22 protein-coding genes are annotated in these 24,401 nt (G+C 67.6%); 12 read left to right on the forward strand and 10 right to left on the reverse strand.

Going from position 1 to position 24,401, the window contains the following annotated elements:
- Positions 1-51: 51 nt before the first annotated feature.
- A complete protein-coding gene (locus MJ605_RS11470; protein WP_243041646.1) occupies positions 52-1,734 on the reverse strand; it encodes an MFS transporter in 1,683 nt (560 codons plus the stop codon).
- Here MJ605_RS11470 and MJ605_RS11475 point away from each other — a divergent pair.
- Positions 1,696-2,601, forward strand: a complete 906-nt coding sequence (locus MJ605_RS11475; RefSeq protein ID WP_243041647.1) for a LysR family transcriptional regulator — start codon at positions 1,696-1,698, stop codon at positions 2,599-2,601. The genes MJ605_RS11470 and MJ605_RS11475 overlap by 39 nt on opposite strands.
- Positions 2,602-2,741: 140 nt before the next feature.
- On the opposite strand, the gene MJ605_RS11480 is transcribed toward MJ605_RS11475, so the two are convergent.
- Both MJ605_RS11480 and MJ605_RS11485 read right to left on the reverse strand, forming a co-directional pair.
- A complete protein-coding gene (locus MJ605_RS11480) occupies positions 2,742-4,151 on the reverse strand; it encodes an aspartate aminotransferase family protein (RefSeq protein ID WP_243041648.1) in 1,410 nt (469 codons plus the stop codon).
- 49 nt (positions 4,152-4,200) lie between these two features.
- A complete protein-coding gene (locus MJ605_RS11485) occupies positions 4,201-4,905 on the reverse strand; it encodes an MtnX-like HAD-IB family phosphatase (RefSeq protein WP_243041649.1) in 705 nt (234 codons plus the stop codon).
- Between the two features lie 259 nt (positions 4,906-5,164).
- Here MJ605_RS11485 and MJ605_RS11490 point away from each other — a divergent pair, with 259 nt between their 5' ends.
- The 5 genes from MJ605_RS11490 to MJ605_RS11510 are packed head-to-tail and all read left to right on the forward strand — an operon-like array spanning position 5,165 to position 10,214.
- Positions 5,165-6,571 carry a TolC family protein gene (locus MJ605_RS11490; protein ID WP_243041650.1) on the forward strand — a complete coding sequence of 469 codons (1,407 nt, stop codon included), beginning with the start codon at positions 5,165-5,167 and terminating at the stop codon, positions 6,569-6,571.
- Entirely contained in the window at positions 6,571-7,704 is a 1,134-nt protein-coding gene (locus MJ605_RS11495; protein WP_243041651.1) for an ABC transporter permease, read from the forward strand. Before MJ605_RS11490 ends, MJ605_RS11495 begins: the two co-directional genes overlap by 1 nt.
- A gap of 4 nt (positions 7,705-7,708) precedes the next feature.
- A complete protein-coding gene (locus MJ605_RS11500; RefSeq protein ID WP_243041652.1) occupies positions 7,709-8,464 on the forward strand; it encodes an ABC transporter ATP-binding protein in 756 nt (251 codons plus the stop codon).
- Entirely contained in the window at positions 8,461-9,396 is a 936-nt protein-coding gene (locus MJ605_RS11505; RefSeq protein WP_243041653.1) for an efflux RND transporter periplasmic adaptor subunit, read from the forward strand. Before MJ605_RS11500 ends, MJ605_RS11505 begins: the two co-directional genes overlap by 4 nt.
- 11 nt (positions 9,397-9,407) lie before the next feature.
- Complete coding sequence (locus MJ605_RS11510) at positions 9,408-10,214, forward strand: MipA/OmpV family protein (protein WP_243041654.1); 807 nt, start codon at positions 9,408-9,410, stop codon at positions 10,212-10,214.
- 88 nt (positions 10,215-10,302) lie between these two features.
- Here MJ605_RS11510 and MJ605_RS11515 read toward each other — a convergent pair whose 3' ends face one another.
- Together MJ605_RS11515 and MJ605_RS11520 are read right to left on the reverse strand one after the other, a co-directional pair.
- Positions 10,303-10,623 carry a non-heme iron oxygenase ferredoxin subunit gene (locus MJ605_RS11515; protein ID WP_243041655.1) on the reverse strand — a complete coding sequence of 107 codons (321 nt, stop codon included), beginning with the start codon at positions 10,621-10,623 and terminating at the stop codon, positions 10,303-10,305.
- Complete coding sequence (locus MJ605_RS11520; protein WP_243041656.1) at positions 10,620-11,168, reverse strand: GNAT family N-acetyltransferase; 549 nt, start codon at positions 11,166-11,168, stop codon at positions 10,620-10,622. The genes MJ605_RS11515 and MJ605_RS11520 overlap by 4 nt, the downstream gene beginning before the upstream one ends.
- A gap of 169 nt (positions 11,169-11,337) precedes the next feature.
- Here MJ605_RS11520 and MJ605_RS11525 point away from each other — a divergent pair, with 169 nt between their 5' ends.
- Positions 11,338-13,374: a M13 family metallopeptidase gene (locus MJ605_RS11525; RefSeq protein WP_243041657.1), complete on the forward strand. Its 2,037-nt coding sequence runs from the start codon at positions 11,338-11,340 to the stop codon at positions 13,372-13,374.
- A gap of 160 nt (positions 13,375-13,534) precedes the next feature.
- On the opposite strand, the gene MJ605_RS11530 is transcribed toward MJ605_RS11525, so the two are convergent.
- From MJ605_RS11530 to MJ605_RS11550, 5 genes are all read right to left on the reverse strand, one after another.
- Positions 13,535-14,782, reverse strand: a complete 1,248-nt coding sequence (locus MJ605_RS11530) for an aminotransferase class V-fold PLP-dependent enzyme (RefSeq protein WP_243041658.1) — start codon at positions 14,780-14,782, stop codon at positions 13,535-13,537.
- A 33-nt stretch (positions 14,783-14,815) separates the two neighbouring features.
- Positions 14,816-16,135: a Fe-S cluster assembly protein SufD gene (gene sufD, locus MJ605_RS11535; RefSeq protein WP_243041659.1), complete on the reverse strand. Its 1,320-nt coding sequence runs from the start codon at positions 16,133-16,135 to the stop codon at positions 14,816-14,818.
- On the reverse strand, positions 16,132-16,902 hold the full coding sequence (sufC, locus tag MJ605_RS11540) for a Fe-S cluster assembly ATPase SufC (RefSeq protein WP_243041660.1): 771 nt from the start codon (positions 16,900-16,902) through the stop codon (positions 16,132-16,134). The genes sufD and sufC overlap by 4 nt, the downstream gene beginning before the upstream one ends.
- A 118-nt stretch (positions 16,903-17,020) precedes the next feature.
- Positions 17,021-18,499: a Fe-S cluster assembly protein SufB gene (sufB, locus tag MJ605_RS11545; RefSeq protein WP_243041661.1), complete on the reverse strand. Its 1,479-nt coding sequence runs from the start codon at positions 18,497-18,499 to the stop codon at positions 17,021-17,023.
- A gap of 47 nt (positions 18,500-18,546) precedes the next feature.
- A complete protein-coding gene (locus MJ605_RS11550; protein WP_243041662.1) occupies positions 18,547-18,981 on the reverse strand; it encodes an SUF system Fe-S cluster assembly regulator in 435 nt (144 codons plus the stop codon).
- Positions 18,982-19,326: 345 nt separating this feature from the next.
- On the opposite strand from MJ605_RS11550, the gene MJ605_RS11555 reads away from it, so the two are divergent.
- The 5 genes from MJ605_RS11555 to MJ605_RS11575 all read left to right on the forward strand — a co-directional run bounded on the left by MJ605_RS11555 (position 19,327) and on the right by MJ605_RS11575 (position 24,320).
- On the forward strand, positions 19,327-19,665 hold the full coding sequence (locus MJ605_RS11555) for a P-II family nitrogen regulator (protein ID WP_243041663.1): 339 nt from the start codon (positions 19,327-19,329) through the stop codon (positions 19,663-19,665).
- Positions 19,666-19,708: 43 nt separating this feature from the next.
- Positions 19,709-21,025 carry an ammonium transporter gene (locus tag MJ605_RS11560; RefSeq protein ID WP_425601006.1) on the forward strand — a complete coding sequence of 439 codons (1,317 nt, stop codon included), beginning with the start codon at positions 19,709-19,711 and terminating at the stop codon, positions 21,023-21,025.
- 238 nt (positions 21,026-21,263) lie between these two features.
- Positions 21,264-22,277 carry an aminoglycoside phosphotransferase family protein gene (locus MJ605_RS11565; RefSeq protein WP_243041665.1) on the forward strand — a complete coding sequence of 338 codons (1,014 nt, stop codon included), beginning with the start codon at positions 21,264-21,266 and terminating at the stop codon, positions 22,275-22,277.
- Complete coding sequence (murU, locus tag MJ605_RS11570; protein WP_243041666.1) at positions 22,274-22,975, forward strand: N-acetylmuramate alpha-1-phosphate uridylyltransferase MurU; 702 nt, start codon at positions 22,274-22,276, stop codon at positions 22,973-22,975. Before MJ605_RS11565 ends, murU begins: the two co-directional genes overlap by 4 nt.
- A gap of 235 nt (positions 22,976-23,210) precedes the next feature.
- The gene (locus MJ605_RS11575; RefSeq protein ID WP_243041667.1) at positions 23,211-24,320 is read left to right on the forward strand and encodes a sterol desaturase family protein; all 1,110 of its coding nucleotides are present in this window, start codon (positions 23,211-23,213) and stop codon (positions 24,318-24,320) included.
- The last annotated feature ends 81 nt before the right edge of the window (positions 24,321-24,401 follow it).

The raw sequence follows: 24,401 nt of genomic DNA on the forward strand, positions 1-24,401 counted from the left end.
TGCGTGCAGGGGAGGGGTGCTCCGCGACCAGGCGACGACTGCTCGGCGACATCAGGTAAACGCCCGTGCGCAGGAAGCACTATCGCAGCCGGGCCTTGCCGGGCCGAATACCAGGAAGCTGATGGCGGCGAGCATCCATACCCCGATGCCGCCATACAGCAACGCCCACTGGAAACCGTGCGCCAGTGCCGCGCGTGCGGTGCCAGCGTCGATGGCTACCGGCATGCCGCCGGCGATCGCCTCGGCCAGGTGGCGCAGCGGCAGGGCATTCGCGGCGGCCCAGGCGCGCGCGTCCGCGACGTGCCGCAGGTATGCCGACACGCCCGAGACCAGGGCCTGCCCCATCAAGGCGATGCTGATCGCCAACGTGACCATGCGGGCGCTCATGTCGATGCCCGACGCCATGCCGGTCCGCTCGCTCGACACCGAACCCGTCGTCGTATTGGTGACGGTCGTGTTGGTCAGGCCCAATCCCACGCCCGCGCAGACGCAGCCAGGCAGCATGGTCAGCCAACTGGGCTGCGCAACGCCGCTGCCCCATCGCATCAGGAAAAAGCCCGCGCCGATGGCGAACAGGCCACCCGGGATGACCCAGCCCGGCCGATAGCGATGGGCGAGCCGTTCGGCGAGCGGCGGCACCACGAGCGTGGGCAGGGTGTAGGCCAGCAGCGAGCATCCCGCCGCGACGTCGCCATAGCCCAAGACGCCGTGGAAATACAGCGGCAGGTAGATCATGAACGGCCAGAAGCTGACATTCATGCCCGCCGAGCCCAGCAGCGCGCCCGAGAAGGTACGAATGCCGAATACCGAGACATCGAACATCGGGCACGCCGCGACGCGCTCGACCACCACGAACGCCAGCAAGCACAGCGCACTGGCACCGGCGATGCCCAGCGTCGGCAGGCTCGCATAGCCCATGTCGCCACCCTGCGTAATGAAATAGGCGGCGCCGAACACGGCCAGCGAAAGAGTGATCATGCCCGCGCCGTCCAGCCTTTGGGCATTCGGGTCGCGTGACTCCAGCGCGCCGCGCCAGGCCAGCGCCAAGGTGGCGAGCGCGAGCGGACCATGGACGAGAAAAACCCACTGCCAGTTCGCCAGTGCCAGGATGGCGCCACCGATGACCGGTCCGAATCCCAGGCCGATGCCGAAAATCACGCCCCATGCCGCGAATGCCTTCACCCGCGCGGCGCGATCGGGAAACTGGTACGACAGCACCGCCACCTGGCAGATCAGCATCGCGCCACCGGTGGCTCCCTGCAAGAACCGGGCGGCGATCATCACCGGCATGTCCCGCGCCAGCCCGCATAGCACCGAGGCCACGCCGAACAGCGCGATGGCGATGAGGAACAGCCGTTTTCGCCCATACCGGTCGGCCAGCGTTCCCGTCGCCATCAGCACGCTGGTGCAGGCGATGGTGTAGGCGTTCATCACCCACTGCACGTCCTTGAAGTCACCATGCAGGGTCCTCTCCAAAGCGGACAGGATGGCCGGCACGCTGGATATCTCGAGGCCGAACATCAGCGACGAAAGGCACACGGCAGCCAATGCCATGCTGTTATTGGGTATGGGTACGTGCGGGGCGGTCATGAAATGGACTCCTGCGGGAGCCGGTACTATATAGACGAACAAACATCCCCATTGACTCCATTTCATCCCATGAATGCATCCATCAAGGAACCAATGGTGCGCCGCATGGATGACCGGCTTGAGGGCGTCGCCACCTTCGTGCACGTCGTCGAGGCGGGCAGCTTCGCACTGGCCGCGGAGCGGCTGCGGCTGACGCGCTCGGCCGTGGGCAAGGCGGTGGCGCGGCTGGAAGCCCGCCTCGGCGTGCGGCTGCTCCAGCGCACCACGCGCAGCCAGAGCCTCACTGAGGACGGCCAGGCCTATTACGACTATTGCGTGCGCGCACTCGCCGAACTCGACGCTGCCGAGGCCATGCTCGAAGGTAGCCGCCAGCAGCCGAGAGGTCGGCTGCGCGTCAGCGTGCCCATCGCGTTCGGGCACCTGTGCGTGGCGCCCGTGCTGATGAACCTCGCGCGTCGCCATCCCTCGCTGAGCATCGATATCTCGTTCACCGACCGCATGGTCGACCTAGTCGAGGAAGGCTTCGACATCGCCCTGCGCATCGGCGAGCTGCGCGACAGCACCAGCCTCGCGGCGCGACGGCTCGGCGCGCAGTACATGAGTATCGGCGCATCGCCCGCCTATATCGCCAGCCACGGCATGCCGATGGAACTGGACGAACTTGACGGTCACGCCGTGATCGCCTACGCGCGTGCCGGCGTGGCGGCGCCCTGGGATCTGCGCGAGGCATCGGGCCAGACCAGGCGCATCGACATCCGGCCCCAATTGAGCATGGACGACGTACAGGCCATCGCCGCGGCCGCCATCGCCGGCTTCGGCCTGGCCCGGCTGCCTTCCTGGCTGCTTGCCCGCTACGTGGAAAGTGGCGAACTGGTCATGGTCAAGGGACGCTGCAGCCTGCCCGCGCAGGACATCCACGCGATCTGGCCCAAGACACGCTACATGCCGCCCAAGACGCGCTGCGTCATCGATGCGCTGGCCGCCGAGATTCCCGCCATGGTCGCGGATTGACCGAGGCCCCGGCCACCGTGTCCGCACCACAAAAAAACGGCGATGCACAGGCATCGCCGTCGTCACACATCCCCTGCATGGGAACTGCTTGAGACAAACCATCGACAACACACCGCGGGCCTGGGGCCCGCGGCGTTGCATTACATCGCCTTCTTGGCCTTGGTCAGCAGCTGGTCGAGCAGCGCGATGGCCAGGTCGATTTCCTCGTGGGTGATGTCCAGCGAGGGCGCAAAGGTGATGACGTTCTTGTACCAGCCGCCCACGTCCAGCACGAGGCCGATCTTCTTGCCGTTGTGCTCGAGGTCGCCGGCCAGGCCGATGTCGACCATCTTGTCCAGCAGCGCCTTGTTCGGGGTGAAGCCGTCGTCGGTGCAGATCTCCGCGCGCATCGCCAGGCCGAGGCCGTCGACGTCGCCGATTTCCTTGTGGCGCTTCTGCAGGTCGCGCAGGCCCTCGAGGAAGTGCGCGCCCTTCTTCGGCACGCTGGTCTCGTAGTCCAGCTCGTAGCCCATCTTGATCACTTCCAGGCCCAGGGCGGTGCCCAGCGGGTTGGAATTGAAAGTGCTATGCGTGGAGCCCGGCGGGAACACGGTCGGGTTGATCATCTCCTCGCGCGCCCACAGGCCGGACAGCGGGTTCAAGCCGTTGGTCAGCGCCTTGCCGAACACGATCACGTCCGGCGTCACGCCGAAGTGCTCGATCGACCACAGCTTGCCGGTGCGCCAGAAACCCATCTGGATCTCGTCGACCACCATCAGGATGCCGTACTGGTCCAGCACCTTCTTCAGGTCCTTGAAGAAGTTCATCGGCGGCAGCACGTAGCCACCGGTGCCCTGGATCGGCTCGACGTAGAAGGCGGCGTATTCGGCCTGGTTGACCTTGGGGTCCCACACGCCGTTGTATTCGGTTTCGAACAGGCGCGCGAACTGGCGCACGCACGCATCGGAATACTCTTCCGGCGTCATGCCCTTCGGGCGGCGGAACGGGTACGGGAACGGCACGAACATCGCGCGCTCGCCAAAGTGGCCGAAGCGGCGGCGGTAGCGGTAGCTGGAGGTGATCGACGAGGCGCCCAGCGTGCGGCCGTGGTAGCCGCCCTCGAAGGCGAACATCAGGCTCTTGCCGCCGGTGTAGTTGCGCACCAGCTTGAGCGAATCCTCCACCGCCTGCGCGCCGCCCACGTTGAAGTGCACGCGACCCTTGAGGCCGAACTTCCGCTGCGCGTCCACCGCGATGGTCTTGGCCAGCTCGATGCGGGTCTGGTGCAGGTACTGGCTGGCGACCTGCGGGAGGATGTCGATCTGGCGCTTCAGCGTCTCGTTCAGGCGCTTGTTGCCGTAGCCGAAGTTGACCGCCGAGTACCACATCTGCAGGTCGAGGAACGGCACGCCGGCGGTGTCGATCATGTAGCTGCCTTCGCCGTGGCGGAAGATCTTCGGCGGATCGACGTAGTGCACGGTGTCACCGAAGGAGCTCCACTCGGCCTCGTCGGCCAGCAGCTGCGCGTCGGGGATCACGACACCCGCGTCGTACTTGTTGAAAGCATTCATCAGGGAAATCCGGAAACGGTCGGTAAGGGTAAAGGGAGAGGCCGCCCGCTCAGAGCGGGGCGGCGGCCAGCGCGGGCGCGGCCGGGGCGTGCTCGGCCAGCAGGCTGCCGTCGAGCAGGCGCGGCAGCAGCTCCAGCGCGTCCTCGAAACCGGTGATCGGCACGTACGGAATGCCGGCGGCGCGGCAGTGCTCGATCAGGCGATGCTTGGCGAACACGAAATCGACGCGGTCGGCGGCGCAGAAATCCGACGCGCCATCGCCGATCAACAGCGTCCTGGCGCCCTCCCGGACGGCCTGCGCGGCCACGGCGCACTTGCAGGTGCCGCTGCGGCAGCCGTCGGCCTGGAATGGCGAGGTCAGCTGCCACTGGCGTGGCGGCGTGGCCGGCGCCAGGTGGTTGGCGGCCAGCGGCAGATCGTCCAGGCCATAGCGGCCAAGGATGGCGTGGATGGCATAGTCCAGTCCGTCGCTCACCACGCGGATCGGCGTGTGCAGCTCACGGGCCCTGGCCACGAAGGCGGGGAACGCGTGGTCGATCCACAGCGAGCCCAGGTGCTTGTCCAGCTCTTCCCGGGTCATGTCCAGCAAGCTCACCTGGCCGGTCATGCACTCGCGCGAACCGATGCGGCCGGCGCGCCAATCCTGCTCCAGCGCCTCCCAGCCGGGACGGCCGAAACGGTCGAGCAGGGAGTCGATCACGTCCTCGACGGAAATGGTGCCGTCGAAGTCGCAGAGGATGGTCCAGCCAGTCACTTAGGCGCAGCTCCGGATTGCGGGATGCCTACACGATAGGTAGCCACCCCTTTCGGCCTCCTTTCTTTCCGAAAGATACTGCGCGCCCTCGCCTCTTCCGGCGGTAAGGCTTTCATAAGGCTGGCGAAGGCCAGCTCCGGTATGCTTGGCGACTTCTTGGCGCTGCCGCCGGCCACAAGCGTTCTCACTTGTCCCCTGAATATCCGGGAAATTCGTGTTCCAGCGTCGAAATCACCAAGATGCCTCCCTCCCGGAAGCCATGCGTGCCCGCCCCCGCCGCCTGTTCGCCAGGGGCCTGCTGGCCTGGGGTCTGACGACGCTGGCGGGCTGCTCGGTAGCGCCCATGCCGGCGCTGAAGCCACCGCTGCCGGATGCCTGGCGCAATGCGCCTGCCGGCGTGGCCCCGCCGACGGCGGACCTGCGCGGCTGGTGGCAGGCGCTGGGCGATCCGCAGCTGGACGCCTTGGTCGACCGGGCGCTGCAGGGCAACCTGGACGTGGCCCAGGCCGCCGAGCGCATGCGTGCCGCGCGCCTGCTGAACCGCCACGCGCACGATCCCTACCTGCCCTCGCTGCACGGCCGCACCAACGACGTGATCGACCCCGATACCTCGGCGTCCTACTTCGTAGTCGGTTTCGACGCGCTGTGGGAGATGCCGTTGTTCGGCGCCTGGCAAAGCGCCAAGCGGGTTTCGCAGGGCGAGCTGGACGCCACCGACGCCGCGCTGCGGGGCGCCCAGGTCTCGCTGGTGGCCGAAGTGACCCGGCGCTGGGTCGAATTGCGCTCGGCACAGCAGCAGGCGCTGCTGTTGGCGGCGATCCGCGATGCGCAGCAGGAGAGGCTTCGCCTGCTGCATACGCGCCAGCAGCTCGGGCTGGCGGCCCCGGTCGAGGTAGCGCGCGCCCAGGCGGAGCTGGCCCGTGCCGAGGCGGCGCTGGCAGAGCCACGGCAGGCCATCAACGCCAGCGTGCAACAGCTCGCCGTGCTGCTGGGCCAGCCCGAACCCGATCCGGCCTGGCTGCAGCCCGGCCCGCAGCCGCGGCTGGGCGCCTGGCAACTGACCGCCGCGCCGGCCGACTTGCTGCGGGCGCGCCCCGAGATCGCCAGCGCCGAGGCGGACGTGCTGCGCGCCGCCGGCGAGCTGGGCATGAGCCGCGCCGACATCTACCCGCATATCGGCCTGGGCAGCTCGCTGCAGTGGTCGGCGGACATCGTCCGCAACCACCGCGTGCACACCGGCGAGGCGATCTTCTCGATCGGCCCGGTCATCGACATTCCGCTGTTCGACTGGGGCCAGCGCGTGGCCAACGCGCACGCCAAGGACCATGAACTGCGCGCCGCCGTGTTCGCCTACCGCCAGGCCGTGCTGCAGGGCGTGGCGGAGGCGGAAACGGCGATGGGCGACCTGGAGCAGCTGCGCGGCCGCGAGGAAGCCACGCAGCAGGCATCGCAAGCCATGCAGGCCAGCATGGCCGCGTTGCGCAAGCGCGCCGAACTGCGCCTGGGCAGCGGCCTGGACATCCAGGACGGCCTGATCGAAAGCCACAAGGCCGAGTTGGAGACCGTGAGCGCCATCGCCGCCCGCGACCTCGCCTACGTGTCGCTGTACAAGGCACTGGGCGGTGCGCCCATGCCCGCCGCGCCGCTGCCGCGGAGCCACGACTGATGGTGGCGCTGGCACGCAAGACGCTGGTCTACGAATGGCGCCGTTTCCTGCCCGCCATCCTCGCGGTGTGCTTCGCCGGCCTGCTGCAGCTGCTGCAGGCCGCGCTGGTGCTGGGCATCTTCGGCAGCGCCAGTGTCTATATCACCGGTTCCTCGGCCGACCTGTGGGCCGGTTATCCCGGCACGCAGAGCGTGAACCTGGGCCGCTCGATCGATGCCGGCGTGGAAATGCGCCTGCGCATGGATCCGGCGGTGGCCGCCGTGGAGCCTTTCCACTGGGTCGATGCCGACTGGCGCGGCCCGAACGATACCGGCGGCGTCTCGGTGTTCGTCTCCGGCATCAACACGCGACCGGACGGCATGCTGTTCGCGCAAGCGCTGCCGCCGGCCCTGCGCGCGCGCCTCAACGAGCCCGACGCGGTCATCGTCGACCGCGCCGACCTGGACAGCCTGGGCGTGGGCATCGGCGACAGCGCCGTCATCAACGGCCACCGCGTGCGCGTGGTCGGCGTCAGCAGCGGCCTGCGCGCGCTGGGCGGCGTCAACGTGGTGGCTTCGCTGGCTACCGCCGCCACGCTGGATACCGATCCGTCCAATGCCAACCGCATGACCTATTTCGTGGCCAGGCTGCATGATCCCGGCCAGGCGCGCAGGGTGGCCGTGCGCCTGCGTGGCGACCGCGCGTTCGGCAACTATGACGTCTGGACGGCCAAGAGCTTCGCTCGCCGTTCGCGGCTGTACTGGATATTCGACACCGGCGCCGGCGCCGGCGTGCTGTTCCTGGCCGGCATCGTGTTCCTGGTCGGCGCGGCAATCACCAGCCAGACGCTGATGGCCGCGGTGATCGGCTCGGTCCGCGAATACGCCACGCTCAACGCGCTGGGCGTCGGCGTGGGCGCGCTGCGCAGGGTGGTGATGGAGCAGGCGTTCTGGGTCGGCCTGCTGGGCCTGGTGGGCAGCGCCGTGCTCGGCGCCGTCGCCATGGCGTTCGCCCGCAGCCGCAACGTGCCGGTGGCGCTGGGACCCTGGACCACGCTGGCCTGCCTGTCGCTGTGCATGGGCCTGGCCATCGTCTCCGGCCTGGCGGCGATGCGCAGCCTGCACCGCGCCGATCCGGCGACGCTGTTGAGGTAACCGCATGAGCCAGCCGCTGCCCAGCGCCAACGCATCCACCTCGCTGCAGGTGCGCCACGTGCGCAAGTCGTTCGTCTCCGGCCAGGTGCGGAGCACCGTGCTGCACGACCTGACCTTGGATATCCGCGCCGGCGAGCTGACCCTGATCTCCGGTCCCTCGGGCTGCGGCAAGAGCACGCTGCTGGCCATCCTCAGCGGCCTGCAGCGCGCCGACGACGGCCAGGTGATCGCGCTCGGGCAGGACCTGGGCGTGCTCGGCGCGCGCGCGCTGGAACGGTTCCGCCTGCGCCATACCGGCTTCGTGTTCCAGGGCTTCAACCTGTTCCCGGCGCTCAATGCGCTCGAACAGGTGGAATTGCCGTTGAGCTACCTCGGCCTCGCACCCGCCGAGGCGCGCCGCCGCGCGATGGCTTCGCTGGAGGAAGTCGGGCTCGGGCCGCGCACGAGCCTGCGGCCGTCCGAGCTTTCCGGCGGCGAGAAGCAGCGCGTGGCGATCGCGCGCGCGCTGGCCAAGCAGCCGGACCTGTTGTTCGCCGACGAACCCACCAGCGCGTTGGATGCGGCGAACGGACAAACCATCATCGACATCCTGCATCGCATCGCACGCACGCACGGCACCACCGTGCTGTGCGTCAGCCACGACCCGCGCCTGGTCGGCCATGCCGACCGCGTGCTGGCCATGGAGGATGGCCGTATCCTAAGCGACCGTGTACCGCCCTCCCCATCGACGCCGGCGACAGGCTTCGAGGAAACCCCATGATCCTGCGTCCGCTCCGTTCCCTGCTTGCCCTGCCCCTCGCCACCGCGCTGCTGGCTGCCTGCTCGCATGGCGACGCCGGCGACAAGGGCGCAGCGGCGGCGGCCACCCCGGCCTACGCGGCGGTGGCGCGCGGCCGCGTGGACGTCGAGGGCGGCCTGCTGAAGCTCGGCATGCCGCGCGATGGCGTGGTGGCCAGCATCCAGGTGCACGAAGGCGACCACGTGCGCAAGGGCCAGGTGCTCGCGATGCTCGATACCCGGCCGGCGCAACTGATGGTGAGCGCGGCGGAGGCCGAACAGAAGCAGGCGCAGGCCCAGGGCAGGCTGCTGGAGCTTCGCCTGAAGGCCGCGCAGCAGCGTGCCGAGCGGCTCGTGGCCGCCGCCGCGAGCGGCGCCGGCGACGGCCAGAGCGCCGACGACGCCAGGGATGCCGCGCAACAGCTGCAAGGCGAGTTGGACAACGCGCGCGCTGCCGAGGCGATAGCCGCGCAGAAGCTGGAAGCCGCGCGCTACGAGTTGGCGCAACGCAGCCTGCTGGCCCCGGTGGATGGGCAGATCGTGGAACGCCTGATCCAGCCCGGCGCCGCCGTGTCACCGCAGGGCGGCCCTGTGTTCGTGCTGCTGCCGGAACAGGCGCGCATCGTGCGGGCCGAACTCAACGAATCGTTCGTGACCGCCGTGCACGAAGGCATGCATGCCCAGGTGGTGGACGACAGCGGCAGCGGCGTACCCACGCTCGGTGCCCACGTGCAGCGCATCGGCACCGTGTTCGGTCCCAGCGCGCTGGAGGAAGATCCGCTGGTCCGCGCCAATACCCGCACGGTCGAATGCGTGCTGGCCTTCGACCAGCCGCCGCCGCCCTCGCTGCGCATCGGCCAGCGCGTCATCGTGCAGTTCCCCGCCGATAACGGCACTGCCAAGCCGGGCCATTGAACGGCGTGAGCATGTCCCGACGACTGTCCGCCACGGCGCCCTGCGCACGGGCCATCCATGTCGCGCTGGCCGTGCTGGCCCTGGGCATGGCCTCCCACGCCAGGGCGGACGACGACGTCGAAGGCGCCAATACCCTGCTGGGCGCCGGCGTGCAGCGCATGCCGGCCTGGCTGGGTTCACGCGATCATCGCAACCAGCCCGTGCCGTACATCCAGGCCGAGCTGCCCTGGCACATCACGCTGTCCACGCTGGATGGCCTCACCGTCGACCTGATCCACGGCGAGCAATGGCGCGGCGGCCTGTACGGCAACTACATGTGGGGGCGCGACCACGACGAGCTCGGTCCCAGGCTCGGCGGCATCGTCGATTCGCTGTCGCCGCGCATCAACGGCGGCGGCTACCTGGAATACCAGGCCACCACGCGGCTCAACCTGGGCGCCACGCTGAGCCACGACACCCAGGGCGCGGGCGCCTACCTCAATGTGTACGGCGACTACGACCTGCCCGCCATCGGCTACCTCAACCACAGCATCCAGCTGCAATGGCAGGGCATGAACGGCCCGGCCATGCGCCGCTTCTTCGGCCTCACGCCCAGCCAGGCGGCGAGGCTCGGTGTCATGCCATGGTCTCCCGGCGCCGGTGGCCAGCAGATCGCCTTCGAATACGACGCCTACATGCCGACCAGCGTGCACACCGGCATCGCCCTGGCGATCAACGACACACGCCTGCTCGGCGACGCCGCGGACAGCCCGCTGGTGCGCCGCTTCGGCTCGGCGAACCAGGTCACCACCACGCTGGCCTTCGTCTACCGGTTCTGAGGCGGGCCCACCCTCGGTACGGTTTACCTCGATGTAACTCCGATTAACCTCCTCCCGCCCCCCTGCACGCAGGGAGGGCGGGGAGGGGTCAGCGATCGTCGCGCGTCCAGATCTGCCCATCCGCTTCCTGCACCGGGAAGCTGGCGATCGGCTCGTAGGCGGGCGGGCAGGTCACCGCGCCGGTGCGCAGGTCGAAGCGTGCGCCGTGGCGCGGGCATTCCACCTCGAAGCCGTGCACGTCGCCACCGGCCAGTTCGCCGCCGTCGTGGCTGCACACGTCCTCGACGGCATACAGGTCGCCGTCGATGTTGTAGACCGCGATGGCAGTATCGCCGTCCCACACCACCTTGAACTCGCCCGGCAGCAGCTCGCTGCGTGTGCCCACCAGGACCCAGCCATCGAGGCTCATGCGATCGCCTCCTGCAGCGGCTTGCTCATCCACACGAAGCTCAGGTCGTCCCGGCGTGGAATGCCGAATTGCGGTTGTCCATACGGGAACGGCCTCGTTTCGCCGGTGAGCCGGTAGCCGCGGCGCTCGTACCAGGCAACCAGCTCGGCGCGCTGCTCGATCACCGTCATGCGCATGACGTCGGCCCGCCATGCGTCGCGCGCCATCCGCTCGGCCTCGGCCAGCAGCGCGCCGCCCAGGCCCGCCATCTGTCGCCCGGGATCGACCGCGAACATGCCGAAATAACCCTGGCTGCCCTGCCGCTCGACATGGCAGCAGGCCACCAGCACGCCCTCCTGCTCGGCCAGCAGCACCACGCTGCCGCCGCGGCCGATCAGGCCGGCGACGTTTTCGGCATCGGTGCGCTGGCCATCGAACAGATGGGCCTCGGTCGTCCAGCTGCGCAGGCCGGATTCGCCGCGATAGGCGGACTCGACGAGGGCGACGAGGGCGGGAACGTCGGCGGCGGTCGCCGCGCGGTAGAGGGGAATCGATGGATGAGGCATGGGCGCCATGATAAGGCCCACGGCAGGCGACCGCACCGTACACCAATGACCTTCGACACTGTGCGCGGCCAGGGATCGGTGCCTAGCCTGTCCGGCGGGGCCGCGCCGGTCCCATCGAGCGCTACTGGCCGTCCGGATGCGCGAGACGCCTGCCACCAAGGGAGAATCCATGAAGAACCGCATTGTGAAACCGCTCGCGCTGGCCGTGGGCATGGCCATCTGTACCGGTGTGCTGGCCGCTCCCGGCGGCGGCTTCGACATCAAGGAACTGGATACCAGCAAGAACGCGTGCAACGACTTCAACGGCTTCGTCAACGCCAAGTGGGTCGATGCCAATCCGATTCCCGCCGACCGCACGCGCTGGGGCTCGTTCGACATGCTGCGCGAGGACAGCCTCAACGTGCAGCACGCCATCGTGGAGAAAGCCGCCAAGGACGCCGCCACCGCCAAGCCGGGCTCGATCGAGCAGAAGATCGGCTATTTCTACGCTTCCGGCATGGACGAGGCGGCCATCGAGAAGGCCGGCTACGAGCCGATCAAGCCGGTGCTGGCGCAGATCGCCGCGCTGAAGAACGGCGGCGACGTCGCCGCCTATATCCGCGACAGCTATGCGCACGGCAACCCGGTGGCCTTCCGCTTCGGCGGCAACGCCGACTTCAAGGATTCCAGCAAGCAGATCGCCTATGCCAACCAGGGCGGCCTGGGCCTGCCCACGGCCGACTACTACAGCAAGCCCGACTTCGCGAAGATCCGTGACGCCTACGTGGCACACATCGCGCGCACGCTCGTGCTGGTGGGCACGAGCGAGGCCGATGCCCAGGCGCAGGCCAAGGCGGTGCTGGCCTTCGAGACGCGACTGGCCAAGGCCTCGCTGGTGCCGACCGAGCTGCGCCAGCCGGAGAACCGCTACCACTACGTGAGCATCGCCGAGGCCGACAAGGTCACGCCGCACTTCGAGTGGGCCGCCTTCTTCCAGGCGCAAGGCGCCGACGTGAAGGACGGCTTCTCGCTGTCGCAGCCGAAGTTCTTCGCCGAGTTCGACCAGATGCTGGCCGATGTGCCGGTGGCCGACTGGCAGGCCTACCTGCGCTTCCACGCCATCAGCGAGGCGGCGCCGTACCTCTCCTCGGCCTTCCAGCAGGAGGACTTCGCCTTCAATGCGCAGACCCTCAACGGCCAGAAGGAAATGAAAGCGCGCTGGAAGCGCACGCTCGACGCCATCGAGGGCGGCATGGGCATGGCGCTGGGCCAGCTGTACGTCGCGCAGACCTTCTCGCCCGAGTCCAAGGCCCGCGCCCAGGAACTGGTGGCCAACCTGCGCGCCGCCTACAAGACGCGCATCGAGAACCTGCCGTGGATGAGCGACGCCACCAAGCAGAAGGCGCTGGAGAAATGGGCCACCTTCACCCCGAAGATCGGCTATCCGGACAAGTGGCGCGACTGGAGCGGCCTTACCCTGCAACCGGACGACTACTTCGCCAACGTGGAGGCCGCGGCCAAGTTCAACTATGCGTACATGGTCGGCAAGATCGGCAAGCCGGTGGACCGCACCGAGTGGGGCATGACCCCGCAGACGGTCAACGCCTACTACAACTCGCTGAAGAACGAGATCGTGTTCCCCGCGGCGATCCTGCAGCCGCCGTTCTTCGATGCCAAGGCGGACGACGCGCTCAACTACGGCGGCATCGGCGCGGTGATCGGCCATGAGATGGGCCACGGCTACGACGACCAAGGCAGCAAGTTCGACGCCCAGGGCAACAACGTCAACTGGTGGACCGACGCGGACCGCAAGGCCTTCGAGGCCCGTACCGACCTGCTCGCCGACCAGTTCAACCACTACGAGGCGCTGCCCGGCAAGTTCGTCAACGGCCGCCTGACCATGGGCGAGAACATCGGTGACCTGGGCGGTCTCAACGCGGCCTACGACGCGCTGCAGATGGCCCTGGCCAAGAACCCGAAGGAAGCGAAGGCCAAGATCGACGGCTATACCGAGAACCAGCGCTTCTTCCTCAACTGGGCCCGCGTATGGCGCGGCAGCATCCGTCCCGAGGCGCAGCTCACCTCCCTCAACACCGATCCGCACGCACCCGCGCAGTTCCGTGCGATCGGCGCGCCGTCCAACATGCCCGCGTTCGCCAAGGCATTCCAGTGCAAGGCCGGCGATCCGATGGTGCGTCCGGCCGACAAGCAGGTGAAGATCTGGTAGCCGTTTCTGATCGATAACCGCAACGGAAAACGCCGCGGCCCGACCGCGGCGTTTTTCTACCCTGTAGGAGCGCACCCAATGCGCGGCCGCAGCGCCATGTCGTCACCGCTTCGTCGGCCTGTCGCGCACTGGGTGCGCTCCTACAAAAGGTCGGGTGGCGTTACAGCAGAAGCTTGCGCACCTTGAGCAAGGCCGTGATGAAGGCGTCGATTTCTTCGCGGGTGTTGTAGAACGCCAGCGAGGCGCGCAAGGTGGCGGGCACCTTGAAAAATTGCATCAGCGGATGCGCGCAATGGTGGCCCGAGCGCACCGCCACGCCCTGCAGGTCGAGCAGCGTGGCGAGGTCCGTCGCCTGCGCGCCCTCGATCAGGAAGGAGATCACCGGCTCCTTTTCCTTCGCCTCGCCGAACAGGTGCAGGCCCGGGATCTCGCGCAGGCGCTCGGTGGCATAGGCCAGCAATTGCTGCTCCCATGCATGGATCGCGTCGAAGCCGATCGAGTGGTAATAGTCGATGGCCGCGCTCAAGCCCACGAAGCCGGCGATATTGGGCGTGCCCGCCTCGAACTTGTGCGGCGGCTCGGCGAAAGTGGTGCCGTCGAAGCGCACCTCGCGGATCATCTCGCCGCCGCCGAAGAACGGCGGCATGGCCTCCAGGTGTTCCTTGCGCGCCCACAGCGCGCCGGTGCCGGTGGGCGAAAGCATCTTGTGGCCGGTCAGCGCATAGAAGTCGCAGCCCAGCGCCTGCACGTCCACCGGACGATGCGGCACCGCCTGCGAGCCGTCCACCAGCAGCGGGATGCCGCGCTTGCGACACTCGCGGGCGATCTCGCGCACCGGGTTGACCGTGCCCAGCACGTTGGAGACGTGCGTGACACAGGCCAGCTTCACTTCCGGCGTCAGCATCTCGATGTACTTCTCGACGATCAGCTCGCCACGCTCGTCGATCGGCGCCGGCTTCACCGTGGCGCCGCTGCGGGCAGCCATCAGCTGCCACGGCACGATGTTGGCGTGGTGTTCCATCGTCGTGGTGAGGATGGCGTCGCCCGCCTTCAGCCGCGGCAGCGCGTAACTGTAGGCCACCAGGTTGATCGACTGGGTGGTGCCCGAGGTCAGCACCACCTCGTTGCGCGAGGAGGCGTTGATGAAGCGGGCCAGCTTGTCGCGGGCGCCCTCGTAGGCCGCCGTGGCTTCTTCGCCGAGCTGGTGCACGGCGCGCGAGACATTGGCGTTGTGGCGCCGATAGTGGTCGTCCACCGCCTCGATCACGCTCGCCGGCTTCTGGCTGGTATTGGCGTTGTCGAAGTAGACCAGCGGCCTGTCGTGCACCGTGCGCGACAGCAAGGGAAAATCGGCGCGGACGCGCTGCACGTCGAAGACGGTCGGGCTCGGTTGGGTCTGTGCATTCATCGTGGTCGTCTCGCCTTGCCGGTTCTCAAGCCTTCACGCGGAAGGCAGGTGGGCCATCAGTCGCTGGTCGAGCGCCTCGCGCAGGCCGCCGTGGCTCACCGACGCGAATACCGCGCGGCAGAACGCCGCCGTGAGCATGGCTCGCGCCTCGCCCAGCGGGATGCCGCGCGAGCGCAGGTAGAACAGCGAGCGCTCGTCCAGCTGGCCCACCGTGGCGCCGTGCGCGGCCTTCACTTCGTCCGCATAGATTTCCAGCTCGGGCTTGGTGTCGATCTCGGCCTGGCCGGACAACAGGAGATTCTTGCTGCTCAGGCTGGCGTCGCTGCCATCGGCACCGGGCGCCACCACGATGGCGCCGCGGTATACGCCGCGTGAACGCTCGTCGGCCACGCCACGCCATACCGATTCGGACGCCGTATCGAGCGCCTGGTGGCGGATGGCCATCTGGGTGTCCATATGCTGGCGTCCGCGCAGGACGAACACGCCGCCCGTCGCCAGCCGCGCGCGGTCGCCCGCCAGCGTGGCATGCAGGTCGTGGCGCACCAGCGCGCCACCGAGTTCCAGCACGTGCAGGCGAGCCTGCGCGTCCTCGCCCAGGTGCAGGCTGTCGCGGCGCACCAGCGTGCCGCCGGCGGCGGCCTGCTGCAACGTGACGTGGTCCAGCCGCGCACCCTTGCGCAGCACGATGTCGGCCACCTGGGTGCCCAGGTGCTGTTGCGCGCCGCTCGCCACATGCTGCTCGACCAGCGACAGCTCGGCGCCCTCGCCCAGTTCGATGACATGGCGCAGATGCCAGGCAAGATCGCCCTCCGCGGGCGCACCCACGAACACCAGCTGTACCGGCCCGAGCACCTTGGCACCGGCCGCCACCCGCAACACCACGCCATCGCCGGCCAGCGCCGCGTTGAGGCGGGCGAACGCGTCGCCCCCTTCGCGGTAGTGGCGCGACAGCGCGAAGCGCAACGGTTCGGCATCGCCCCGCAGGGCCTGCGACAACGGTTGCAGGTCCAGTCCCGCCGGCAGCGCGTTGAGGCGCGAGAGGTCGGCGCGGAACACGCCGTTGACGAACGCCAGCACCGGGCCATCGACGCCGGGCAGCGCAAACGCGGCGGCGTCGACCGCGCGTGCCGCCGCCTGGGCGTCGCCCAGGGCGAAACGGCGCTGGCCCAGCGCGCGCAGCGCGGTGTACTTCCACGCCTCCGTACGCGTATCCGGCAAGCCGGCGGCGACGAAGGCCTCGAGGTTCTCGCGTCGCGCGGCATCCAGCCAGCCGATGCCGCTGCCCGCCAGTTGCACCCGCGCAGCCGCATCCTGCAGCGACTCCACGAAGGGCGTGCGTTGCGGCTCGCTCATGCCGAGGCTCCGCTGAGCGCCGGGTCCTTCTCGGCCACCCAGGCGTAGCCCTGTTCTTCCAGCTTGAGCGCCAGCGTCTTGTCGCCGCTCTGCACGATGCGGCCATCGGCAAGCACGTGCACGAAATCCGGCTCGATATAGTCGAGCAGGCGCTGGTAATGGGTAATCACCAGGAAGCCGCGCTCGGGCGAGCGCAACGCGTTCACGCCCTGGGCCACCTGCTTGAGCGCGTCGATGTCCAGGCCCGAATCGGTCTCGTCCAGGATCGCCAGCTTCGGCTCCAGCACCGCCATCTGGAAGATCTCGTTGCGCTTCTTCTCGCCACCGGAGAAGCCCTCGTTCACCGCGCGGTGCAGCAGCTCGTCGGAGATCTGCATGATCTTGAGCTTCTCGCGCACCAGCTTGAGGAATTGCATGGAATCCAGCTCCGGTTCGCCGCGCTGCTTACGCTGCGCGTTGAGCGCGGCGCGCAGGAAGTAGGTGTTGTTGACGCCGGGGATTTCCACTGGGTACTGGAAAGCCAGGAACACGCCGGCGGCGGCGCGCGCTTCCGGTTCCAGCGCCAGCAGGTCGACCCCGTTGAAGATCACCGAACCCTCGGTCACTTCGTAGCCGTCACGGCCGGACAGCACGTTGCCCAGGGTGGACTTGCCGGCGCCGTTCGGCCCCATGATCGCGTGCACCTCGCCCGGGTTCACGGTGAGCGTGAGCCCCTTGAGGATGTCCTTGCCCTCGACGCGGGCGTGCAGGTTTTCGATCTTTAGCATGTATGGAGCCGTCAATGTAAATGGTTAATGGAAAGAGCGTGCGCGGGCGCGAGAAAACGGGCGGCTGGCGGTGCGGCAGCGGTCTTGCTTTTGCCACTTACCATTCACCCTTTACCCGCTATCCCACCGCGCCTTCCAGCGACACTTCCAGCAGCTTCTTCGCTTCCACCGCGAACTCCATCGGCAGTTCGCGGAACACCTGCTTGCAGAAGCCGTCGACGATCATCGACACGGCGTCTTCCTCGCCGATGCCGCGGCTGCGGCAATAGAACAGCTGGTCGTCGGAGATCTTGGAGGTGGTAGCCTCGTGCTCGACGATGGCGCTGGGGTTCTTCACTTCCATATAGGGGAAGGTGTGCGCGCCGCATTTTTTCCCAATCAATAAACTGTCGCACTGGGTGTAGTTGCGCGCGCCGGAAGCCGACTTCTCCACTTTCACCAGGCCGCGATAGCTGTTGGAGCTACGGCCGGCGCTGATGCCCTTGGACACGATCTTGGATTTGGTGCCCTTGCCGAGGTGGATCATCTTGGTGCCGGTGTCGGCCTGCTGGCGGTGGTGGGTGAGCGCCACCGAGTAGAACTCGCCCACCGAGCGGTCGCCGCGCAGCACGCAGCTGGGGTACTTCCAGGTGATGGCCGAGCCGGTTTCCACCTGCGTCCAGGAGATCTTCGAATCGTCGCCACGGCAGTCGCCGCGCTTGGTCACGAAATTGTAGATGCCGCCGCGGCCTTCCTCGTCGCCCGGGTACCAGTTCTGCACGGTGGAATATTTGATCTGCGCTTTTTCAAGCGCCACCAGCTCGACCACCGCCGCGTGCAGCTGGTTCTCGTCGCGCATCGGCGCGGTGCAGCCTTCGAGGTAGGACACATAGGCGCCCTCTTCCGCGATGATCAGCGTGCGCTCGAACTGGCCGGTGTGGCCGGCGTTGATGCGGAAGTAGGTGGACAGCTCCATCGGGCAGCGCACGCCCTTGGGAATGAACACGAACGAGCCGTCGGAGAACACGGCGGAGTTGAGCGCGGCGAAGTAGTTGTCGCCGATCGGCACCACGCTGCCCAGGTACTGGCGTACCAGCTCGGGATACTCGCGGATGGCCTCGCTCATCGAGCAGAAGATCACGCCGGCCTCGGCCAGTTCCTTGCGGAAGGTGGTGCCCACCGAGACGGAATCGAACACCGCGTCCACCGCCACGCCTGCAAGCTTGGCACGCTCGTGCAGCGGCACGCCGAGCTTGTCGTAGGTCTCCAGCAGTTTCGGATCGACCTCGTCCAGCGATTTCGGGCGGTTCCTGGGCGAGGCGTAGTAGCTGATCGCCTGGAAATCGATGGCGCCGATGTTGAGCTTGGCCCAGTGCGGCTCGGGCATGGTGAGCCAGTGGCGATAGGCCTGCAGGCGCCACTCGGTCATCCACTCCGGCTCGTGCTTGAGCGCGGAGAGCTGGCGGATGATGTCCTCGGACAGGCCGGGCGGCAGGCTGTCGGTCTCGATGTCGGTGACGAAACCGGCCTCATAGCGGCGGCCCAGCGCGGCGGCCACTTCGGCATTGTCGCGAAGCGTGGCGGAGATCTCGCTGCGGTCGGTGGTTTCGGTAGTCATGAGGGTCTTCGTTGAGTCGTCGTGGCCGGGCACTGCGGGATCGGCGTTCATCCGACCAGGGTCGTGTCGATACGGCGACTAGGGGGTTTGAGCATGTCGGACAGGCTGATGGCGCGCAGGGCGTTGTCCACCACGCTGTTGACATGCTGCCAATTGGCGCGCACGCCGCATTGCGACTCGCGATCGCACTGGCCCTCGGCCAGGCTGCACTCGGTCATGCCGATGGGTCCTTCCAGTGCCTCGACGATCTGCGCCAGGGTGATCTGCCCGGCCGGGCGCGCCAGGCGGTAGCCACCGTTGACGCCCCGGAAGGATGCCACCAGCCCCGCATGCCCCAGCGACTTGAGCAGCTTGCTCACCGTGGGCAGTTCCAGGCGTGTCTCATCGGCGATCTGCGCCGTGCTGAGCACGTCGTCGGGGTGGGCGGCGATACAGGTCATCACCACCGTGGCGTAGTCGGTAAGGCGGCTGACGCGAAGCATGGGGAAGCGGCCAAGGGACTGCGATGAATCGGTACCAAAATGGTACTGATTAATGATCCCGGGGTCAAACCACGGCGGCGCACCAAAAGTGGGCGATCATCCCGGTGCAGCGCCCCCTTTTCGGGCAATACCGCCCACCCGTCGAGCCCGGCAACCGCTTTCCCCTCCCCGTCATGCCGGCCAAGGCAGGGATCCCGTGCCTTGCAACCCATTGAAGTGGCTGGATTCCGGCCTTCGTCGGCATGACCAGGGAGGCGGCACGCGCATGCGCCATCGCCGACCGCATCCACCATGGCACGCATCCTGCTGCATCGCGACATATCTGGAAGCACGGGGAGCTCGGGCATGAAGTGGATCACGGCCATCATCAAGCCGTTCACGCTGGACGACGTCCGGCAGGCACTGACCGAGGTGGGGGTGACAGGCATGACCGTCACGGAGGTGAAGGGCTTCGGCCGCCAGCACGGGCATACCGAGCTGTACCGGGGCGCCGAGTACGTGGTGGATTTCCTGCCCAAGCTGAAGCTGGAGGTGGCGGTGGCCGACGAGCAGCTCGACCGGGCGGTCGAGGCCATCATCGGCGCCGCCCGCACCGGCAAGATCGGCGACGGCAAGATCTTCGTCAGCGAGTTGGAGCAGGCCATCCGCATTCGCACGCAGGAGGTGGACGTCGATGCCTTGTAAGCAGGAAATGGGAAATCGGGAATCGGGAATCGGCATGCGCCGCATGGTGCGCATCGCTCTGCTCTTGGCCGGCAGCCTTGCCTGGCTGCCCGCATGGGCGCAAGCCGCCACGCCCACGCATATCGATAGCGGCGACACCGCCTGGATGCTCACCGCGACGGCCTTCGTGCTGTTGATGACCATCCCGGGCCTGGCGCTGTTCTACGGCGGCATGGTGCGCGCCAAGAATCTGCTGTCGATCCTGATGCAATGCTTCGCCATCACCGCGCTGGTGACGGTGCTGTGGCTGTTCTACGGCTACTCGCTGGCCTTCAGTACCGAAGGCATGCAGGCCGGCGTGACCAACCTGCACTCGTTTATCGGTGGACTGAATCGCGTGCTGCTGGCCGGACTCAAGCCGGACTCGCGCTACCAGACGGTGCCGGAAAGCGTGTTCATCATGTTCCAGCTGACCTTTGCCATCATCACGCCCGCGCTGATCATCGGCGCGTTTGCCGAGCGCATGAAGTTCAGCGCGCTGCTGTGGTTCAGCGGGCTGTGGCTGACCATCGTCTACCTGCCGGTGGCGCATATGGTGTGGAGTGGCCCGGGTTCGCTGCTGGGCGACCTCGGCGTGCTGGACTTCGCCGGCGGCACCGTGGTGCACATCAACGCCGGCATCGCCGGCCTGGTCGCCTGCCTGGTGATCGGCAAGCGCCGCGGTTATCCGCATGTGCCGATGCCCCCGCACAATCTCGGCTACACCGTGGTCGGCGCCAGCCTGCTGTGGCTGGGCTGGTTCGGCTTCAACGCGGGCTCCGCGGTGGCAGCCAACGGCAGCGCCGGCATGGCCATGCTGGTGACACAGATCGCCACCGCCGCCGCGGCACTGGGTTGGCTCGGTGCCGAGTGGATCGTGCATGGACGGCCCAGCGTGCTGGGCATCGTCTCCGGCGCGGTGGCCGGGCTGGTCGCGGTCACGCCTGCCGCCGGTACCGCCGGCCCGGGCGGCGCACTGGTGCTTGGCTTGATTGCCGGTGTCATCTGCTTCTTCAGCGCCACGCGCCTGAAGCACAAGCTCGGCTATGACGACTCGCTGGACGTGTTCGGCGTGCATGCCATCGCCGGCATCGTCGGCGCCCTGCTCACCGGCCCGCTGGCCTCGCCCAGGCTGGGCGGCTTCGGCACGGTGGAATCGCTGGGCGGCCAGCTGTGGATCCAGGCCAAGGGCGTGGGCTTCACCGTGGTGTGGAGCGCCGTGCTGAGCCTGGTGATCCTCAAGCTGATCGACTGGACGCTGGGCCTGCGCGTGGACGACGAACAGGAACAGATCGGTCTTGATCTCTCGCTGCACGAAGAGAAGGCCTACAACCTGTCGTGAACCGCCCTTCTCCCTCTCCCCTTTGGGGCACGCGGGGAGCGGCCATGGATGGCCGCGGCTTTGAGGAGCGAGGAGAGGGCCGGGGTGAGGAGCCAATCTTGCGACAACCACCTCCTTTTGCGGAGCGCACCCAGTGCGCGACCGCAAGGCCCCGGTACCGCGGTCGCGCACAGAGTGCGCTCCTACAGTTGAAGGGCCTCACCCGCTAAGCTGCGTGCATCACCTCACGCAGCACGCCATGACCAACGCCCTCGACCGCGCCGCCGCCCGCCTGGCCTGGACCCGCACTGCCCTCGGCGACGCCACGCTTACCCTCGAATCCGCCTCGTCCGACGCCAGCTTCCGCAGCTACTGGCGCACGCATCACGATGGCGCCAGCTGGATCGTGATGGATTCGCCGCCGGACAAGGAGGATCCGCGTCCCTGGCTGGCCATCGGCGAACGCCTGGCCGACGCCGGCCTGCATGTGCCCGCCGTGCGCGCCACGGACCTGGAGCAGGGTTTTCTGCTGATCGAGGACCTCGGCAACCGCCTGTACCTGCCCGCGTTGAACGAGCACACCGCCGACGCGCTGTACGGCGACGCCATGGACGCCCTGCTTCGCATGCAGACACGCATGGACTACGCGGACCTGCCACCGTTCAACCAGCCGCTGCTGGTAAGCGGGCTGGAGGTGATGCCGGAATGGTTCCTCGGCCGCCATCTCGGCCACACGCCCAGCTGCGGCGAATGGGACGTGCTGGAAGCGGCGTTCGACGTGATCGTCCGCAACGCGCTGGAACAACCGCGCTGCTTCGTGCACCGCGACTACCACAGCCGCAACCTGCTCATTGTCGAGCACAACAATCCGGGCATCATCGATTTTCAGGGTGCGCTGGGCGGGCCCATCACCTATGACCTCGCCTCGCTGCTGCGCGATGCCTACATCGTGTGGCCACGCGAGCGCGTGGAGGGCTGGGTGGAGTCCTACCGGCAGCGCCTGCTCGGCGCCGGCATGATCGACGCACCCGCGGACCCGGCGCGCTTCCTGCGCTGGTTCGATCTCACCGGCATGCATCGCCATGTGCGCGTGCTCGGCCAGTTCTATCGCCTGTGGTATCGCGACGGCAAGCCCGGCTATCTCGCGAACGTGCCGACCGTCTACCGCTACGTGGTGTCGGTGGCGAAGCGCTATCCGGAGCTGGCCGACTTCGTGGCGCTGCTTGAACGCCATACGGCCGGTCGCGACCTCACCCAGGTAGCCGCCGCATGAGGCATGCACTGATCTTCGCCGCCGGCCTGGGCGAGCGCATGCGCCCGCTCACCGACCACACGCCCAAGCCGCTGCTGCCGGCAGGTGGCAAGCCGCTGATCGAATGGCACCTGGAAAGGCTCGCCGCCATCGACGTGCGCTATGTGGTCATCAATACCTCGCACCTGGCCGAGCAGTTTCCCGAAACGCTGGGCGACGGCTCGCGCTGGGGCCTGCGCATCCGCTATGCCTACGAAGGTCCCTCGCCTCTGGAAACCGGCGGCGGCATGCTCAATGCGCTTGGCTTGCTGGGTCCCGAACCCTTCCTCGCGATCAGCGCCGACGTCTGGACCGACGCCGACTTCGCCACCCTGCCTCCCCAGCCGGCCGGCCTTGGACACCTGCTGATGGTGGACAATCCCACGCATCATCCCGAAGGCGATTTCGCGCTGGATGCGCAAGGCCTGCTGCGCAGCGACCGCGTCCTGCCCCGCCTGACCTACAGCGGCATCGGCGTGTTCCGGCGCGAGTTGCTCGATGGCTGGCATGGCATCGTCGACGATGCCGGCGCGCGGGAAAAACCACCGCGCTTCAAGCTGCGGCCGCTGCTGGAACATGCGATGGCACGCAGCCTGCTGCACGGCAGCCATCATCGCGGCACCTGGACCGATGTCGGCACTCCCCAACGCCTGGCCGAACTCGACGCGAAGCTCCGCTAGGCCATACCCGTCTTTCCCCGTGGGAGCGCACCCTGTGCGCGACTGCCGCATGGAGCTAGCGATCAGAGACAAGTCCCTCGCGCACCAGTCGCGCACAGGGTGCGCTCCCACAGAATCGGCCCCATGGCATGGATGGCGCAAGATCCTGCCCGTTTGAGGCCAGAACGCGCGCGCGGGTATCCTAAACCACCTGGTTCTGTAGCCTGGTCGCCAACTGCGCTGCAAGGTATCGACGATGTCCGAGTTGTGGTTCCACCTGGTCAACTGGTTTGCCGCCCATGGAGTGCTGCCGGTGCTGAGGCTTCTGCACCTGGAAGGTCTGGCCGGCGACCCGAGGGACATCGCCGCCTCACTGCTGATCGCCGCCTTCCAGTTGTGCGTCATCGCCCTGGTGTTCCGCCCGCTGGAAAGCATCGTGCCGGCGGAACGGTGGGAGGATCGCAAGCTGACCAAGGTCGACTTCCAGTACACCGTGATGATGCTGGTGGGCATCTTCCCGATCTTCAGCTACCTGGTGCTGGCGCCCATCGCCAACTACTTCGGCGGCCCGGATACCGGTCCCGGCGACGCCAGCGCCTCGCCGCTGGCGATCACGCACTGGGTGCCCTGGCTCAAACAGCATCCCTGGCTACTGTTCGGCGGCTACTACCTGGTCTACGACTTCGTGTACTACTGGATGCACCGCCTGCAACACGCGCTGCCTTGGTGGTGGGCGCTGCACAGCATGCACCACAGCACGCGCCAGATGAGCTGCTGGACCAACGACCGCGGCAGCCTGATCGACGGCTTCATCCAGTCCATGATCCTGGCCTGCGTCGGCATCGTGATGGGCGTGGAGCCCGAGCAGTTCGCGTGGCTGGTGCTGGCAGGCGAGCTGGTGCAGAACTTCTCGCATGCCAACGTGCGCATCGATTTCGGCCCGGTGTTCGACCGCGTGTTCGTCGCGCCCAAATTCCACCGCCTGCACCACATGCTGGTCGACCCCAGCCGCCCCAAGCTGCACAACTGCAACTTCGGCCAGGTGTTCTCGATCTGGGACGTGCTGTTCGGCACCGCGCTCTACGGCGAACCGCTGCGCCCCACCGGCGTGGGCGACCCCATGGTGGACGACGACAACCACCACGGCCTGGTCGGCCTGCATTGGAACGCTTTCAAGCGCTTCTGGGGCGCAGTGCGCCGCCCGGCCGGCTGGAAGCTCGGCGAGGTCGCCTTCGGCCCCCACTACGAGCCCATTCCGGTCGACCAGCTCGACCTGCATGCGCTGGGCCACCAGGTCATGGCGGGACATGTCGCGGCCGGCTCTCCCATCTCGCCGCAAGCCGCCAGCGACGCCACGGTCGCCTGAAGCGAATCCACGCCCCCCCAAAAAAAGACGCCGGCCAGGCCGGCGATTGGGTAATGGGGCAACACCATTCCTCCAAGAGGC

This window comes from Dyella sedimenti, from assembly GCF_022760995.1.
Taxonomy (GTDB): domain Bacteria; phylum Pseudomonadota; class Gammaproteobacteria; order Xanthomonadales; family Rhodanobacteraceae; genus Dyella; species Dyella sedimenti.